Source organism: Methanosarcina sp. 2.H.T.1A.6, assembly GCF_000979455.1.
Lineage (GTDB): Archaea > Halobacteriota > Methanosarcinia > Methanosarcinales > Methanosarcinaceae > Methanosarcina.
The window spans coordinates 162,364-178,620 of the sequence record NZ_JJOY01000024.1; the positions used below are offsets into that span (position 1 = coordinate 162,364).

Annotated in this window: 13 protein-coding genes and 2 pseudogenes; 7 read left to right on the plus strand and 8 right to left on the minus strand. The window is 42.6% G+C overall.

Going from position 1 to position 16,257, the window contains the following annotated elements:
• The first annotated feature begins 36 nt into the window (after positions 1 to 36).
• Complete coding sequence (locus EO98_RS06675; protein WP_048141101.1) at positions 37 to 858, plus strand: winged helix-turn-helix domain-containing protein; 822 nt, start codon at positions 37 to 39, stop codon at positions 856 to 858.
• A 225-nt stretch (positions 859 to 1,083) separates the two neighbouring features.
• Positions 1,084 to 2,844 (plus strand): DUF262 domain-containing protein, encoded by a 1,761-nt coding sequence (locus EO98_RS06680; protein ID WP_048141024.1) that lies wholly within the window; start codon positions 1,084 to 1,086, stop codon positions 2,842 to 2,844.
• Between the two features lie 501 nt (positions 2,845 to 3,345).
• On the opposite strand, the gene EO98_RS06685 is transcribed toward EO98_RS06680, so the two are convergent.
• The 4 genes and pseudogenes from EO98_RS06685 to EO98_RS06700 all read right to left on the minus strand — a co-directional run bounded on the left by EO98_RS06685 (position 3,346) and on the right by EO98_RS06700 (position 6,239).
• On the minus strand, positions 3,346 to 3,936 hold the full coding sequence (locus EO98_RS06685) for a FumA C-terminus/TtdB family hydratase beta subunit (RefSeq protein ID WP_048141026.1): 591 nt from the start codon (positions 3,934 to 3,936) through the stop codon (positions 3,346 to 3,348).
• On the minus strand, positions 3,936 to 4,778 hold the full coding sequence (locus EO98_RS06690) for a fumarate hydratase (protein ID WP_369799030.1): 843 nt from the start codon (positions 4,776 to 4,778) through the stop codon (positions 3,936 to 3,938). Before EO98_RS06690 ends, EO98_RS06685 begins: the two co-directional genes overlap by 1 nt.
• Before the next feature lie 235 nt (positions 4,779 to 5,013).
• Positions 5,014 to 5,334: pseudogene (locus EO98_RS19540) on the minus strand (hypothetical protein); the annotation flags it as partial.
• 86 nt (positions 5,335 to 5,420) lie between these two features.
• Complete coding sequence (locus tag EO98_RS06700) at positions 5,421 to 6,239, minus strand: hypothetical protein (RefSeq protein ID WP_048141031.1); 819 nt, start codon at positions 6,237 to 6,239, stop codon at positions 5,421 to 5,423.
• A 265-nt stretch (positions 6,240 to 6,504) separates the two neighbouring features.
• On the opposite strand from EO98_RS06700, the gene EO98_RS06705 reads away from it, so the two are divergent.
• Positions 6,505 to 7,803: a TIGR00341 family protein gene (locus tag EO98_RS06705; RefSeq protein ID WP_048141033.1), complete on the plus strand. Its 1,299-nt coding sequence runs from the start codon at positions 6,505 to 6,507 to the stop codon at positions 7,801 to 7,803.
• On the opposite strand, the gene EO98_RS19375 is transcribed toward EO98_RS06705, so the two are convergent.
• Positions 7,800 to 7,928 carry a hypothetical protein gene (locus EO98_RS19375; RefSeq protein ID WP_255350262.1) on the minus strand — a complete coding sequence of 43 codons (129 nt, stop codon included), beginning with the start codon at positions 7,926 to 7,928 and terminating at the stop codon, positions 7,800 to 7,802. The two genes, EO98_RS06705 and EO98_RS19375, sit on opposite strands and share 4 nt — an antisense overlap.
• Before the next feature lie 240 nt (positions 7,929 to 8,168).
• Here EO98_RS19375 and EO98_RS06710 point away from each other — a divergent pair, with 240 nt between their 5' ends.
• Together EO98_RS06710 and EO98_RS06715 are read left to right on the plus strand one after the other, a co-directional pair.
• Positions 8,169 to 9,467 carry a TIGR00341 family protein gene (locus EO98_RS06710; RefSeq protein WP_048141035.1) on the plus strand — a complete coding sequence of 433 codons (1,299 nt, stop codon included), beginning with the start codon at positions 8,169 to 8,171 and terminating at the stop codon, positions 9,465 to 9,467.
• A gap of 279 nt (positions 9,468 to 9,746) precedes the next feature.
• Positions 9,747 to 10,718: an MBL fold metallo-hydrolase gene (locus EO98_RS06715; protein WP_048141037.1), complete on the plus strand. Its 972-nt coding sequence runs from the start codon at positions 9,747 to 9,749 to the stop codon at positions 10,716 to 10,718.
• A gap of 87 nt (positions 10,719 to 10,805) precedes the next feature.
• On the opposite strand, the gene EO98_RS06720 is transcribed toward EO98_RS06715, so the two are convergent.
• The 3 genes from EO98_RS06720 to EO98_RS06730 form a co-directional block, all read right to left on the minus strand.
• Complete coding sequence (locus EO98_RS06720; protein ID WP_156161046.1) at positions 10,806 to 11,033, minus strand: hypothetical protein; 228 nt, start codon at positions 11,031 to 11,033, stop codon at positions 10,806 to 10,808.
• Between the two features lie 164 nt (positions 11,034 to 11,197).
• Entirely contained in the window at positions 11,198 to 11,836 is a 639-nt protein-coding gene (locus EO98_RS06725; protein WP_235283634.1) for a DUF2284 domain-containing protein, read from the minus strand.
• Positions 11,837 to 12,536: 700 nt separating this feature from the next.
• Positions 12,537 to 13,436: a formylglycine-generating enzyme family protein gene (locus EO98_RS06730; RefSeq protein ID WP_048141042.1), complete on the minus strand. Its 900-nt coding sequence runs from the start codon at positions 13,434 to 13,436 to the stop codon at positions 12,537 to 12,539.
• 364 nt (positions 13,437 to 13,800) lie between these two features.
• On the opposite strand from EO98_RS06730, the gene EO98_RS06735 reads away from it, so the two are divergent.
• Both EO98_RS06735 and EO98_RS06740 read left to right on the plus strand, forming a co-directional pair.
• Positions 13,801 to 14,595, plus strand: a complete 795-nt coding sequence (locus EO98_RS06735) for a winged helix-turn-helix domain-containing protein (RefSeq protein WP_048141045.1) — start codon at positions 13,801 to 13,803, stop codon at positions 14,593 to 14,595.
• 198 nt (positions 14,596 to 14,793) lie between these two features.
• Positions 14,794 to 16,050: pseudogene (locus tag EO98_RS06740) on the plus strand (RNA-guided endonuclease TnpB family protein).
• The last annotated feature ends 207 nt before the right edge of the window (positions 16,051 to 16,257 follow it).

Sequence of the window (16,257 nt, forward strand, 5' to 3'; positions counted from 1 at the left end):
AAAAACTATATATCCGTAGCTTTTGCAGTAAAACTGATGAGCTCTTCTCTGGTCACAGTTCTTCTGTCTTCCAAGAAGACAGATCTGTTTTTATTTCTAAAAGAGAAGCCCAGGACCATCGAAGAAATCAACTCCAAACTTGGCACCAACCCGGCTGCAATCCTGTTCCAGCTCAAAAGGTTAAATGAAAACGGGCTTGTTGTTCAGGAAGACAGGGTATACAGCCTCTCCCTTCCGGGAAAAATCCTTGTTCGAAGAATGGAATCTCTTGTAACAGCTTTCAGGCTGCTTGAGGACGATTACGATTACTGGCCAGGCGTTAAGCCCGGTGGAATTTCCCCCGTATTTTTTAAGCTAATGGAAGAACTTATGGCATATTTCCCTTCCCGCTATTACGGCGATGATGCTTCTTCAATGTATAAGGAAGTGACTGAAGCTTTTTGCAGCTCGAAACAGATTTTCCTTATTATTTCATACCCTGATCTTAGCTACCCGATCATCTGTGCAGAGCATGCAAAAAAAGGGCTGAAGGTATCGGTTATACTTACTCAACTGATATTTGAAAAATTCGCAGAAGAGTTTAAAGAAGAAATTGATACACTGCTTCTTTTTGAAAACTCTGACATATATGTCCTGGATAACGATATTACTCCCCCTACCGTTGCTGTAACTGATACAATGGTCCTTACATACTTTTCATCAGGGAAAAACGATGGAAATGAGGACAACAGTATGATTATTTTCGGGGAAAATGCCGTGCGGTGGGGTCAGGAACTTTTTGAACACTTCAGGGTGCTGGCCGAACCTCTGGTACCTGAATCGTCAGACCAGTTATATCTTGAATCCCGGTGTAAATGACGTTTTTGAGTAAGAAAATAATGGCCGGCTCCAAATAAAAAATCCGTATCTTCCTGCACCTTTCTGAGTTTTATTATAAGTTCATCACACAAAGCCATGAGCTTCTTGAATGGCTCAACGACTTGTCTCTATTATTTATAGATTTTTCTTTGAATGCCAACTCAATTAGTAAATTATATTAAAGTCTGCTACATTTTGACTTCCATAAATATTCGGAAGGGTAAAATGGACAACAGTTACACGATTAACGAAATAATAAAAATGATAGGAAGAAATGAAGTATATCTTCCGGCGATTCAAAGAAAGTTTGTTTGGAAACCTGAACAAATTGAAAATATATTTGATTCTATTATGAAGGGATATCCTATTGGAATGTTTCTTTTCTGGATTGTTCAAGGTAATGATAAGGATGAATACACATTTTATAAATTTATGCAGGATTACCACGAGCGAGATAAGGTATACAATGACATTGCTCCCAAACCGGAGTTAAAAGAAAAAATTATTGGAGTTCTGGATGGTCAGCAGCGTTTGAATTCTATGTATATTGCACTTCAGGGAACTTATGCATACAAAAAACCATATGCTCAGTGGAAAAATGATGCTGCTTTCTCTAAAAGAATGTTTTATTTGAACCTTTTTAAACCATCCAGTTTAAGCGAAGGAGAAGATCAAAATTATCAATTCAAGTTCCTTGATGATTCCGAAGCTAAAAGAATAAACAAGGATAATTTCTGGTTTCTTATAAGAGATGTATTAACTTGGGGAAACGACCCGGATATAGATTACCATTATGATAATTTATTTGAAACAACTATTGTTTCTGAGGAAATCGAAGATCTTCTCAAAGAGAAGCGAAGAGAAATAAAATACACATTAAGAACTCTGCATAAGAAACTAGTGGAAGATAAGTCAATATTGTATTATAAGGTTGAAGATAAATCTCTGGATGATATATCTGACATATTTGTAAGAGTAAACAGTGGAGGAACTATCCTATCAAAGACAGACCTGCTATTTTCAACAATAGTAGCAAATTGGGAAAAAGGTAGAGATGAGATAGAGAAGTTTCTCCTCAAGATCAATAAAAAGGGTGATGGATTCCGATTCAACAATGATTTTGTAATGCGTTCGTGCCTTGTATTAACTGATTGTCCTGTGCTTTTTAAGGTTAAAAGCTTCAAGAAAGAAAACATTGACAAAATAAAAGCTGAATGGGATAACATAAAAGCATCTATTGATAAGTCTATTGACGTTTTGATTAAGTTTGGTTTTAACGAGGAAAATCTTACATCACAAAATGCTGTTATCCCGATTGCTTACCACTATATGAAAAAAGGAAATGACTCTCCTGATTCGTTGGAAGGACAAAGAAGATACATCCTTCATGCTCTTTTAAGAAAGGCATATGGTGGTCAGGGTGATCAGGTGCTGTCTAGTTTTAGAGAAGTAATGAGAGAGAAAAAAGATGAAAACTATGTACTAAAGAGTAATAAGTTCTCTTTTGATTTGCTTCTGCAGACTAATTTGCCTGGAAATAAATCCTTGAAAATTATGGAAGACGACATCGAAGACATCCTGGAATATAAGAAAGGACCCTATACTTTTATGGTACTTTCACTTCTTTATCCGAGTTTAAAATTCGATCAAATAAAGTTCCATCAGGATCATATTCATCCTGTAAGTATGTTTATAAACTCCAAGTTCGAGAAATTTGGAATACCTGCTGAAAAATGGAGTGAGTGGCAGGACAAAAAAGATATGCTTCCGAATTTACAGCTGATGAAAGGGGAAGAAAATGAGAGTAAAAACAAAATACCATTTAAACAATGGTTAGAAGATACCTGTTCTCCTCTTGAAATCAGTAAATTTAAAGCTGAAAATTATATCCCTGAAACTGTCAGTTTGGAATTTGAGAACTTTGATGAATTTTTTGAAGAAAGAAAAGCTATTCTTAAAAATGAAATTAAAAAGTTTTTAATGTAATGGTGGATAGCTTTCTATCTTACCTCTTTATTTTTTAATTGTGAGCAGTTTCTGACTATATTACAAATATCTCTGACACATATAACCTTATTCACTATACTGTGTCGTTTTTTCACGCTCGACGCAGGAGAGCGGCCTTTCCAGTGAAAAAGAAGAGAAAAAGAGAAAAGTAAATAGAAAATAGATCAAAAGCCAGTAGTAAAAGAAGCCTAAAAAATCTGTAAGTTTATCAAACAATACGGAATTTATTCTATCCTTTTACTTTTTCTCCCTTCTGCTTTCCATTTATCTTTTGGGAAGGGCCGCCAGACAAGCTGGCGGAGGCGCTTATATTTTCTGAGAATTAAACAGCGGTTTCAGGGTGCAGAGAAAGTATTTCTCAGGGCTTGGCCGGGAGAGCCGGTACAACCTGAGACAACTTGAGACAACCTGTGCAGACCGGGAAGAATGTACTGCCTAAGATACATCACTTTAGGACTGCACCACCTTAGAGAGCTGGTTTTACTTCTGCATCCCTTCAAGCACTTTCTCAGCTTTTTCTCTTACCTCTGCAAAAATATCTTTCCCTTTTGTATCGATTCCTACAATGAGCGGCCCGAACTCCTGCACTCTGAGCACCCAGACAGCTTCAGGCATTCCAAGGTCAAGCCAGTGGACGGTTTTCACCTCTTTTATCAGTTCGGCGGCAAGGGCTGCACAGCCTCCTGTATATGCAAGGTAGACGCATCTGTCTTTTAGTGCAGAGGCAACGCTTTTCATTCCGCCTTTTCCGATAACTGCCCGAACATTGTGGGCTTTCAGCAGAGGAGGGGTCATTTTTGACATCCTGTCGCTGGTTGTGGGGCCTGCGGATACGACTTTCCATTCCTCCTCCTCTCCTTTCGCGGTCTGCTGCATAAGAGGACCGCAGTGATAGACTACGGCTCCTTCGAGGGAGAAAGGAAGTTCTTCTCCTTTTTCTTCGATTTCAAGAATTCTGGCATGGGCTTCGTCCCGGGCTGTCAGGATCTCTCCTGTGATATATACTATGTCTCCGGCGTTGAGATTCTCAATATCCTCTATCTTCAGCGGGGTCTGCAGGTGATGTTCCATTATTCCTCCCCCCCGAACACGACTGAAGCATGCCGGTTCGCCCAGCACTGGATGTTTATAGCAACAGGAAGGGAAGCCGTATGGCAGTGTGCGGTTTTCACATGTACGGCAAGGGCGGTTGTGCTGCCCCCCAGGCCCATACAGCCAATCCCAAGAGCATTTACCGCTTCAAGGATTTCTTTTTCGAAGCTGCTCATCCGGGTGTCGAGAGGCTCAAGAAGGGCTTCTTTTGCAAGCCTGGCGGCTTTATCAAAAGAACCTCCGATCCCCACTCCAAGAGTCAGGGGGGGGCAGGGCATTCCACCTGCGTTTACCACGGTCTCAAGCACGAAGTTTTTGATACTACCAACCTCGGTGGGATTCAGCATCCTGAGTGCGCTCATGTTTTCCGAGCCCGCACCTTTCGGGGCAACCGTGATCTTGAGCTGTTTTCCAGGCACGAGTTTCCAGTGGATGTCCGGAATTCCGACTCCTGTATTGTCCCCGCTGTTCTTGCGGGTAAGGGGGTCCACGGCATTAGGACGGAGAGGAATCTCGGCTGTTGCAAGGACAACTGCTTCCCTTATCGCAGCTTCCAGGTCAAAACCAGGCTGAAACTCGGACCCGAGCTCGGCAAAAAAGATCTGGATGCCTGTGTCCTGGCACATAGGAACCCCATGGTTTTTTGCAATTTCGGTGTTTTTCAGGATTGCCTGGAGCTGGGATTTTGCAACAGGATTTTCTTCCCGGGCTTCGGCGTTCCTGAGCGCGTCAAGGACATCATCGGGAAGCTCGATTTCCGCTTTTCTGAGAAGGTCTGCAATAGACCGGATGAAGGTTTCACGGTTTAGTTTTGAAGACAAAAAGATCACCATTATATTGGAGAAATGGATTTTTATGAAGAAAGGCATGAATGCAGAGTATATAATGTGAGCGCCTTAAGGGCTAAAATACGGACACATTTTTGTTTTTAACGTGTGAACTAACCCTCCCTGCTTTCTGATGAAAGCGAGGAAGGAGCTTCTTGCTTCATCCCTCGAACTACTGTTCGCAAGTCCACAAGCCCATCCCCTGCGTTCCGCAGGTGTCAGATTACTATCAGATTTTAATCTTGAAGAGAGAATTTTTTGATATTGATTGCAGCATTTGTGTCTCTGTCATGCTTTGAAAGATGCTGTCTAGCCTTATTCCTATTCTTAAAACCTTTAACTTTTCTATCTCCACTAAAAGTACAGCTAAAGAACAGTATTTTTGAACAGAAATCCTCGTATATCTGTGCAAATCCTCCATAGAGGATGCTTTCTTCGCCAATTTGAATATATCCTCTATTATGGATCTTACTGATCTGAACTCTTTCCATTTGCTTAGTAACTCTTTAAATTTTGCAATTATTTCTTTGTAGATTTTTATTTCCCTCTCAATTTCTATTTTCTGGTACATTCAAACTATAATTCTACATTTAATCAGAATTTTACGCCTGACTGTGAGAAGGAAATTGCTGTACATCACATGATTCTGGACACAAGAGTATAAGCAAAAGCACTTAAAACCAGCCTGATCGAAGAAAACACAACCGAAACCATTGAAAATGCCACCAGGTAAACATTGAGAGCCAGAATACCCGTGAAACAACCGGATAAATCAATATTTAGGAGCAGGGCAATCACATTTACCAGCAAAATGAAAGAAAATATTGTAATCAGACCTCTTCCTGCTCCTTTAAGATCTTCTTTGCTCAGGGCTATGTGGGAAGAGATCGCGATTGCAAGGGCAAAATAGATCCAGAAACTGGCTGAGGTTAAATTTTCTGCCGAAAAAATACTTTTAAAAAGCTGGGCTGTCAGTACGAAAATACTTTCTAATGTCCGGTAGTCAAACTGGCCGGAGCCAAGGGTCAGATAGTTTGCAAAAGTGGCGAAAGAATCAGGCAGGAAAAGGTACATTCCGAGGACCAGGGTAAAGGTTCCGCTGAATATGGGGCCCATACCTATGAAAAAGTTTCCTATGTTCTGGTAGAGGCTTTTCTGGTTCCAGCTGTGATTGACGTATCCAAGGATTCCGTCCCGGGGTCTCAGGTTAAAGAGCTTGAATTTATTTACCTTATGCTTGAAAAGATAGCACATCAGCAGGTGGCCAAGTTCGTGGATTGGGGTGCCTATCCAGGCTGTAATCATAATTCCTTTCAGACCAAAAACGCTCTGGATATAGAAGTTGGTTCTATTCTCAATAAACCCCAGGATGAAGCCGATAAGGATCAGAGAGCCTGTGACGCAGAGGGTTTCGAACAGGATCAATTGCAAAATAGTGAGAAGTATATTTTCCATTTTTACCTCTAAAACACAAAATTCAGGCCTTCAAGCTTTCTCAAAACAATCTCAAATTCTACAATTGGGTAATATTCCAGTTCAATTTTTATTTCATGAAATCCGCTATTTTTTTCCTTGTTGTGTACAGTACACATCATAATAAATTCAATTTTTCTTTTCCCTCTATATATTTAGAGTAGTCGGGCTGTAGACATGAGATTACTTTCTATTCTATTTCAAATCAGTCAATATATATTATATATTATAATTATTTAATTATATTATGCGTATTGTTCAGGTACTCATTCCGGAAGGGAGGCGGGAGCCGGTACTGGCTGTGCTTGATGACGAGCAGATCGACTATGCGGTCTGGGACGAAACAGGGAGAGGGGAATTCGAAGCCCTGGTCCAGTTCCCCATACCGCCGATCGGCGTCGAACCGGTGATGGCCAGGCTGCGTGAGGCGGGAATCAGTGAGAATGCGTACACAATCGTCCTGTCACCTGAGACAGTTGTTTCCGCACGTTTGGGAGCGTTGAAGAAACGTTATTCAGGACTCCGCATTTCCAGGGAAGAACTCGTAGCACGTGCGGAAGATCTTGCACCTGCGACTTCTACTTTTCTTGCTTTTCTTATTCTAAGCACTGTTATTGCTACGGCCGGGCTGCTGCTTGACTCTGCTGCAACAATCATAGGAGCAATGGTCGTTGCCCCGCTCATGGGCCCGGCAATCTCCGCCAGCGTCGGGACAGTCGTCGATGAACGGGAACTCGCCGTCCGCGGGGTTAGACTGCAGGTGATGGGACTCCTGCTGGCAATCGCAGTTGCTACTGTAATAGGTACAATCATGAAAGGAACTCTGCTTTTGCCGCCGGGACTCGATATCCGCGAAGTAGGCCAGATTGCCGAGCGTACCACCCCGAACTTCCTGTCCCTCTTCCTTGCGCTGGGCTCGGGGCTTGCCGGCGGCATAAGCATTATGCGGGGCTCCGGGTCTACCCTTGTGGGGGTGGCAATTGCAGTGGCTCTCGTCCCACCGGCTGCAACATCGGGGCTAGGGCTTGCCTGGGGACTCTATGACGTGGCGATAGAAGCTGCCGTGCTGGTGCTTGTAAACCTGCTTGCTATCAACGTATCGGCTCTCATCCTGTTCTGGATTTCGGGTTTTCGCCCTGCTGAGGAAAAGGCTGTTGGTCGTGCCCGCACCGCGGTGATCTCACGCGCAGCAGTCCTCGCCGTTGCAATCGCCTTCCTCTCCATAGTTCTCGCTCTTGTCACTTACACCTCCTTCCAGGCCGCTCTGGTTGAACAGGAGATTAACCAGGAACTGGAGGAAATGTTCAAGGAACCTGAGTATGCAGAAGCAGAGTTTATACTGGGAGAGAGCATAGAAGTCAGTTATGGGCCTTCAGATTTCCTGTTCGGTAAACCGGCAGAGGTGACTTTTTTAGTGGGATATCGAGCCGGGGTAGAAATTCCTCCGGATATTGGCAGGGTAGCTGACGACCGACTGAAAGAAGCCACCGGCAAAGACGTTAAGATCACTGTCGGCTTTGTTGTGGCTCAGCAGATCACCGATTAAGCTACAGGGACAGCAGATCCGGCTCCTCTGACTCCGGCTTGCCTTATGGTAGTTTCCTGCTTCATAGAGCTGCCCTGGCTGGAAAAAAAATATTCCATGAAACCTTGCCATAACCCTTTACTCATTTTTATTGCTAATTCCTATCCTTAGACTAATGAGTGTAGTATCCAAAACACTCATCTTTTGCATTCTTGTCCGGCTTTTTCCGTAGCTTTTGCCATAGCTTTTGCAGCAGCAAAGGATTTCTTCTTTAAGTTTTAACATATTTAGATAAGTCCGTCTTTTTTAATTATTTACTGTCTACTGAATTTCAAACACGATTAAATAAAAATAAATATATATATTATAGTAGCGGAAATTACATTATGCGTATTGTACAGGTACTCATTCCGGAAGGGAAGCGGGAGCCAGTACTGGCTGTGCTTGACGACGAAAAGATCGACTATGCGGTGTGGGATGAAACGGGAAGAGGGGAATTCGAAGCCCTGGTCCAGTTCCCCATACCTCCTATCGGCGTCGAACCGGTGATGGCCAGGCTGCGTGAGGCGGGAATCAGTGAGAACGCTTATACAATCGTCCTGTCACCCGAGACGGTTGTTTCCTCACGTTTAGAAGCGTTAAAGAAACGTTATTCCGGACTTCGCATTTCTCGGGAAGAACTCATAGCACGTGCGGAAGATCTCGCACCTGCCACTTCTACATTTCTTGCTTTCCTTGTTCTAAGCACTATTATCGCTACGGGAGGGCTGCTGCTTGACTCTGCTGCAACAATCATAGGGGCAATGGTCGTTGCCCCGCTCATGGGCCCGGCAATCTCCGCCAGCGTCGGGACAGTCATCAATGAGCGGGAACTTGCCTCCCGTGGGGTAAAACTACAGGTGGGAGGGCTCCTGCTTGCAATCGCAGTTGCTGCCGTGATAGGTGCAATCATGAAGGGAACGCTGCTTTTGCCGCCGGCACTCGATATCCGTGAAATAGGCCAGATTGCCGAACGTACCAGCCCGAATTTCCTGTCCCTCTTCCTTGCACTGGGCTCAGGACTTGCCGGTGCCATAAGCATTATGCGGGGCTCCGGGTCTACCCTTGTGGGAGTGGCAATTGCCGTGGCCCTCGTCCCCCCGGCCGCAACATCGGGGCTCGGGCTTGCCTGGGGATTCTACGGCGTGGCGATAACAGCGGCTGTACTGGTGCTCGTGAACCTGCTGACCATCAACGTATCTGCCCTCATCCTGTTCTGGCTTTCCGGCTTTCGTCCTGCTGAGGAAAAGGCTGTTGGTAGTGCCCGCGCCGCGGTGATCTCACGCGCAGCAGTCCTCGTAATTTTAATCGCCCTCCTCTCCGTAGTTCTCGCCCTTGTCACTTACACCTCCTTCCAGGCCTCTCTGGTTAAACAGCAGGTTGACCAGGAGCTGTGGGATATGTTCGAAGAACCTGAGTATGTAGAAGCTGGGATTGGACGGAGTGAGGCTATAAACGTCAAATATACACCCTCAGACCTCCTGCTGGATGAACCGGTAAAAGTAGGTTTTTTAGTGGGGTATCAAGCCGGGGGAGAAATTCCTCCGGATATCGCCACAGTAGCTAGCGAACGATTGAAAGAGACCACCGGCAAAGACGTTGAAGTCACTATCGGCTTCGTCGTGGCTCAGCAGATCGCTACCTAAGCTTTACGGGGCACCCTCTCCCCGGAAGTTTCCTTTTTTTGCCTGCCCTCTATATCTCCTGTATCCGAAAACCGGAACACCTTACCTGCCAAAAAAAATGAGACTCTCCTGAAAACAGCTGCATGAGGAAGGGGAATCCTGCTCAGGCGGTTAAAATATTGCCGATACCAATACAAATTATTTTGAAAAACTTATAACGATTCACGCCCTTCAGCCCTGTATAAACCTGGATATAATTGACTAAAAACGGCTAGAAAGACTAAACTGCTGGGTGTATATATGAATGAACTGAATATTCGGGAAGCCGACCGGCTGGAAATAACAGTTTTTATGGACAATTATACGGATATGCTGTTAGTAGAAAGCACAGGTGTATACAAACGACCGCAGATACCTTTACCGCAAATCCTTCTCGCCGAACACGGGCTTTCCTGTTTAATCAAAGTTTATGCAGGGGCTGAGGAACATACCGTGCTGATGGATGCAGCCATAACTCCTGCCTGCCTTTTGAATAATATAGAACTTTTGAAGGCTGATCCCGGCAGCATCGAAGTCGTTGTCCTGAGCCACGGACACCCTGACCATTTTCTCGGGCTTGTCGGGCTCTTGAAGCTCATAAGTGAGAAAAGGGATAAAGGAGCCACACCTGGAATTCCGCTGATTCTTCATCCAGACGCCTTTCTTGAACGCCGCCTGAATATTCCTGCAATCGGGCGCCCGGTTCCAATACCTGTACTCAACGAAGATGTTATGAAAGAAGCCGGAGCTGTTCCCGTAAAGTCCGAAAAAGCTTTTCCGATTGCTAACGGCCTTATCCACACAACTGGAGAGATTGAGCGCAAAATCCCATTTGAAAAAGGATTCCCCCGGGCTGAGGCAAAGGTTGACGGAAACTGGATAACTGACCCTTTCCGGGATGACCAGGGACTTGTGATAAAATTGAAGGGAAAAGGGCTTGTTGTCATCAGTGGCTGTGCCCATGCAGGGATTATCAATACCGTAGAACATGCAAAGAAAATAACAGGCACAGATAAGGTCCATGCAGTCCTGGGAGGTTTTCACTTGACAGGGCAGCTCTTTGACCCCATCATCCAGCCCACCATTGACCAAATGAAACGCATCAACCCCGATTATGTCGTGCCCATGCACTGCACAGGCTGGAAAGCAATAAACCGATTTGCCGAAGAGATGCCGGGGAAATTTTTGCTCAATACGGTCGGCACTACCTATTTATTTGGTGAGAATTTTTAATTTGATCGTGGAACTCTTTAAGTTGATGGCGAAAATCTTTAAGTTGAGAAGCCGAATAAGGAAAAAAATCCGGCTCTTTAACGACCTTCAGTGCCCTATTAGAATAGCCGCAAAAAATGCAATCATCAAACATAAGAAAGTAAAGACGAGAGCAAGGATTGACTTTATCTCTTCTTCTTTTGGCATCCGATAAGGCTTTCCATTCACATATATTAGGTAAAGTACGGCTGTTGAGACTGGCACTGTCCAGAAAAAGTACTTGGTCTCATCATAAGATACCACCTCAGTTGCAGTCATCATGGTTAATGCAATCATCAACCAGCCTATGATGATATAAATTCTGATGACTGTTTTCTTTTTCACAGAAATAAATTTAGAGCTACTGCTACGGTATTGGTTCTGAGTTTTCGGACCTGTCAACTGTGCAACACCCTAATTTAATATAAGGACCTGGGTTTAAAACTGTTTCTTTCCCGGCTTCAGTCGATCAGGAGGATGGACATCGGTTCAGGCTGCCCTTTGATAGGAAACACTATGGGCATTTCTGCTTCTGCCGCCGTCTTTTTCATATTGATTCCTACAGCATGTTCCGGGATCCTTGCCATATTTGAGTGGAGGCAGGTTCCCTTTTCCACGTTGCACTTCTCACAGAGCCTGCAAGAACCGTTAACAAAGGCAACTGCAAAGGTAAAACCTTCGTTAAAAGCTGCTTTTTCCAGCTCAAGCATTGAGAGTAGCATTTTTTTGCTGTAGTCAAAATAATCGGACCAGAATTTTCCTGCTTTTTCCCTTGTTTCGTCAGATTCGGCAGGGTCAAGCCAGGTCTTATAAGGGGCTTTTGCTATCTCTGTATCTGCAACTGCAGGAGACCGGAATTTGACAAGCAGGGCATACCTGTACTCTTTAAGTATCTCCCGAAACTCGTCAACAGTAGGTACGTGCGGTGGGCAGGTCAGTTTTTTTCCGTACCCTATACACCCTCTGCATTTTAAGACCACTCTTTTCTCTACAAAGACCTGATAGGTGGGAATTATCTTTGCGTCAACAGCCTCCAGCTCAAGGGCTTTTTTCACAAGGAACTCAAGTTCTTCGGGGTTTATATCTCGAAACGACATCATATTCCCTTCTCAAAACCTATTGTTCACTCAAAGGCAGACATATGAGTTATTCATCTCTTCGCCATTTTACCTGAAGATTGGATACTACTTAACTTTTTTCAAATACTTTTGTTCTCCCGATTTTTGTTTCACTGAATGTCTGTTCTGTTTTCCCGATTTTTGATTTTTCAGATGTTATGCGATTTTTGATTCATGGACTTACTTCTAATTTTTTTATCAACCTGTAACCGCAAACTTTCCCGAAAATTCATGGTTCGATGCACGTATAACAATCGTGTATATAATTAATACCAAGTAGCAACAAAGTAAACAAAAGTATTAAATATTAGTTAGTCGTATAGATAAGTGTCTCTACCCGACAGACGCAAATATAAAATCGCCTCCTAAATCGTCGAAAGCACCTGAAACTCCTTTTTTGCCCCTACCTGAGAATAAACGGGTAGGGGTCAAGGGTGCAAAACTCAGGGAAAAATGATATAGAAAAGCATTCCGGCAGCAGAGTTTTTTTCTGTATTTTCGGTTTTCAAATTTCCAGGAAGAATCAATAGTCTCTAGTTAAGGATATAGAAATATAACTTCGATTTAGCATGCTTCGTCAAAAATACAAAATGACGAACAAATCAGGTGTTTCAGCCAAAAAAACGGGGTCTTGATAACAAGTTAATGATTGAAAATTGTGCCAGCGAGTACTATTCGATAGTTATACTTCCCTGACCACCCTGAATCCCAGGCTGTTAAGCCTCCGATCCTGCGCCGCAAAAAGCCTTTCAGCCGACCTGCAGCATCCGGCATTTCCGTTCCAGCCTCCGCCCCTCCTTATTCGTACAGGAACCGATATACCTGGGAAGTGACTCTCCCATGCCCGGCCGTCTGAAGGCGCCCCTTTGTAGCTGATGTGGTACTCATCCTGTACCCACTCCCCTACGTTTCCGTAGATATCATAAAGTCCCCAGGGATTTGGCTTTTTCAAACCTACAGGGTGAGTTTCAAGCCCGGAGTTCTCGAGAAACCAGGCATATTCTGTGAGTTTGGATTCGCAGTCACCGAAAAAGTGGCTGCCTGTGGTTCCTGCCCTTGCTGCATATTCCCACTCGGCTTCTGTGGGGAGGCGGTAGACTGAGCTTTTTTCGCCAGTATTTTCAACGGCATTAAGTTTTCGGATAAAAACCTGTGCTTCTTCCCAGGAAACCATTTCAACCGGGTGCTTTTCACCCTTGAAATATGAAGGAGAATTTCCCATAACTTTACTCCACTGTTCCTGCGTAACCGGATACCTGCCCAGATAAAAGGGTTTTTTTAGAGATACCCTGTGTACAGGGCTTTCCCAGAGCTTTCGGCGCTTTTCATGGGAAGGAGAACCCATATCAAATTCTCCTGCGGGTACAGGGACAAACTCCATCCCGATTGCGTTTCTGATCAGGTTGCTTATAGTGATTGGACTGTTAATAGAGCCTGCAGCCGAACCTTCAACTGAACTGTTAGTTAGAGTGCCATCTGAGTTTTCAGTTAAATTCTCAGTTAAGTTCTCAAACGTGGGTGCAGATTCTTTTGAGCATGTACATTTTCTACAAAAGTATATGTTTGGATCCAGTGGTTTCACAGCTCCAGTGAGAATAAATCTTCTTCAGGTTGCTATTTTTTCTTCTGTTTTTTATTTCTTCCTGTTTAACATTTTATTCCGATTTTATTTTGTTTTTCTTCTCCTTACATGATTTCCTATTTCTTTCAAATGTCGCAATTATTGGTTAACTTTTGTATATTCTTGGGTTTGTTTTCAAGAGATGTCTCTACTAGCCAACAATTAACTGTGGAGTCCTGAAATTTGAATAGACACAAATACATAGAGGATATTTATGCTCAAAAATAAACACGTTTTGGGCTCAAAAATAAATCTTTTTAGAGATCAAAAACAAAAACGTTTTTAGGAAATATATAGAAATAACGGGCAAACTGCAGGTGAACAGATGAAACAATCACTTATTAATCTCATCCTTTTTTCTGATAGGAGAAAAGATCTTTTACTTCTCCTGAGGGAAGAGCCAAGAGATATCGATACAATCAAAGAGTTGCTCAACATAGATGCTGGCTCGATCCAGCCGCACATTAAAAAAATGATGGATGCTCACCTGATAACCGAGGTAAAGAAAGTCTACAGTCTGTCCGAAATAGGTAAAATAATAGTCGAAAATCTGGAGCCTTTCCTGAATTCGATTGAGGTTTTTGAAGTCAATGACAAATACTGGAAGACCCGTGATTTAACCCAGATTCCCGATTTCCTTCTGAAGAGAATTGACGAACTTGGATACTGCGAACTGCTTGAGCCTGATGCGGAACATCTGTTTGAGACCCCTAAAGCTCTCCTGGAAAAACTCCTGAGTTCAAAAGAGATCTTTACCTTTGTATCCTACTTTCATCCGGAAGCCCCTTCCATTTATGCAGGCATTGCGGAAAATGGCACGAAGCAGGTTCTCTGCATGACAGAAAATGTTATAGAGCGCTTGTTTTCCAGTTATCCGGAAGAAGCTGACAGGCTGTCCAAAAATAAGAATTCAAAAATATTTGTCTGCCGAAAACCCGCACCTATTCCCTCAATTGTTGTAACTGACAGGCTCCTCGCGCTTAAACTTTTCGAAAATGATGGCAAATTGAGGGACCAGATACTTATAGCCACAGAGGAAAAAGCTTTAGGCTGGGGAAAGGAGCTTTTCTGGCACTGCATGCAGATGGCTGAACCACTGGAAGAAAAGCCAGGCTTTTGAACTTCTTTAAAATTTCAGTTAAACCAACTTTAAAACCAACTTTAAAACCAACTTTTAAACCAGCTTTTTTTACGAAAAACGAAGGCCGACTGCCCATTACTATGTGGCGGGAGGAATGCCGTCAACTTCCGTACATTTACCATTTTTCGATAACTATTGGCTTAATATAAGTTCAAAACCTTTATATACATGATAAATATGAGAAAAGGAAGTTTATATAGGATTTATCCTGAAGAGGGCCAAAAGCAAGTGCTTGAACAGCATTTTGGTGGTGTCCGTTTTCTCTATAATAAACTTCTTCATATTAAATCTATTTTATATAGTCAGTGTGGATGTAGTATCTCAAGATCAGAACTTGATAAGCACATTCTTGTCTTAAAAGATATTTATCCGTGGTTGAAGAATGTTAATTCTCAATCTTTGCAACAGGCAAACAAAAACTTAGATACTGCTTATCAGCGTTTTTTTAAAGGATTGGGGGATTATCCAGCTGAGAAATTAAAGAAAAAACAACATTTCTCATTTCAGGTTCCTTAACATTATAAAATTAACTTAACTACTTCTGAGATCTTTCTACCCATTATTGGCTGGATTAAAATCAATATACATAGACCCCTTTTTGAACCTGAATTCTTTGAAACTCATATCAAAACAACTACCATTAATAACGAACTCATATTTGAGAAGGATCTTAATTCAGAATTCTTAAGAACTGCTACCGTTTCCAGAACATCAGCCGGAAGATACCACATTAGCATCTTAACCGAGGATCTGAATAAATATCCGGTAACTCAACAATATTCCGAATCAACTCTTGTAGGCGTTGATGTTGGTATCAAGACATTTGCAGCCATATCTACAGGGGAGAAAATTGAGAATCCCAGGTTTCTTAATAAGTCTATAAAGAAAATTAAAATGCTACAAAAAAGAGTCACTAGAAAGGTTAAAGGTTCTAAAAACCGGAAGAAAGCTGTTAAGAAACTTGCAAAACAACATCAATTAGTTTCAAACCAGAGAAATAATTTTCAGCATAAAGTTTCATTGTCACTAATACGCGAAAACCAAGCAGTTGCAATTGAAACTTTAAATATAAAAGGTATGATTAAGAATCACAAATTAGATCAAACTGTGGCTGATTCTGCATGGTACAGTTTTGTAACAAAGTTGGAATATAAGGCTCAATGGTTTGGCAAGACCATTTTGAAGATTGGAATGTTTGAACCATCTTCTAAAAATTGTCATGTTTGCGGATACCATAATTCTGAATTAACTTTAAAGGATAGAGAATGGTTTTGTCCTTCTTGTAATACAAACCATGACAGAGATATTAATGCAGCCATCAACATTAAACAATTTGCAATTAATAATCTAATCACCTCTGGAACAGAGGGTAGAGCCTGCGGAGTTATTCTCAAAAGAGAGAGCCGTGAAGCAGGATGCCCGTCATTTCAATGATGGGTAGTTCACTCTGACCTTCCTCAACGTTTCATTCTGTATTTTTATGAATTCTGACTTCTTCGCATTTGCAGTAAATCATCTGAATTTTCAGTCCTTTGTTATCAATTTCAGGTTCATGAGGCACATAAGCAAACCCATAAATGCTCCCAATTTTTGCCCATACCTGCACCTGGGGATGTAAACTTAAAAGAGTTTTTCCGAAAA

Excerpts from the sequence above, each read along its gene's own strand:
- EO98_RS06675 (WP_048141101.1), top strand. The coding sequence starts at position 37 with ATGAGCTCTTCTCTGGTCACAGTTCTTCTGTCTTCCAAGAAGACAGAT.
- EO98_RS06680 (WP_048141024.1), top strand. The coding sequence starts at position 1,084 with ATGGACAACAGTTACACGATTAACGAAATAATAAAAATGATAGGAAGA.
- EO98_RS06685 (WP_048141026.1), bottom strand. The coding sequence starts at position 3,936 with ATGGAACATCACCTGCAGACCCCGCTGAAGATAGAGGATATTGAGAAT.
- EO98_RS06700 (WP_048141031.1), bottom strand. The coding sequence starts at position 6,239 with ATGGAAAATATACTTCTCACTATTTTGCAATTGATCCTGTTCGAAACC.
- EO98_RS06705 (WP_048141033.1), top strand. The coding sequence starts at position 6,505 with ATGCGTATTGTTCAGGTACTCATTCCGGAAGGGAGGCGGGAGCCGGTA.
- EO98_RS19375 (WP_255350262.1), bottom strand. The coding sequence starts at position 7,928 with ATGAGTAAAGGGTTATGGCAAGGTTTCATGGAATATTTTTTTTCCAGC.
- EO98_RS06710 (WP_048141035.1), top strand. The coding sequence starts at position 8,169 with ATGCGTATTGTACAGGTACTCATTCCGGAAGGGAAGCGGGAGCCAGTA.
- EO98_RS06715 (WP_048141037.1), top strand. The coding sequence starts at position 9,747 with ATGAATGAACTGAATATTCGGGAAGCCGACCGGCTGGAAATAACAGTT.
- EO98_RS06720 (WP_156161046.1), bottom strand. The coding sequence starts at position 11,033 with ATGATTGCATTAACCATGATGACTGCAACTGAGGTGGTATCTTATGAT.
- EO98_RS06725 (WP_235283634.1), bottom strand. The coding sequence starts at position 11,836 with ATGATGTCGTTTCGAGATATAAACCCCGAAGAACTTGAGTTCCTTGTG.
- EO98_RS06735 (WP_048141045.1), top strand. The coding sequence starts at position 13,801 with ATGAAACAATCACTTATTAATCTCATCCTTTTTTCTGATAGGAGAAAA.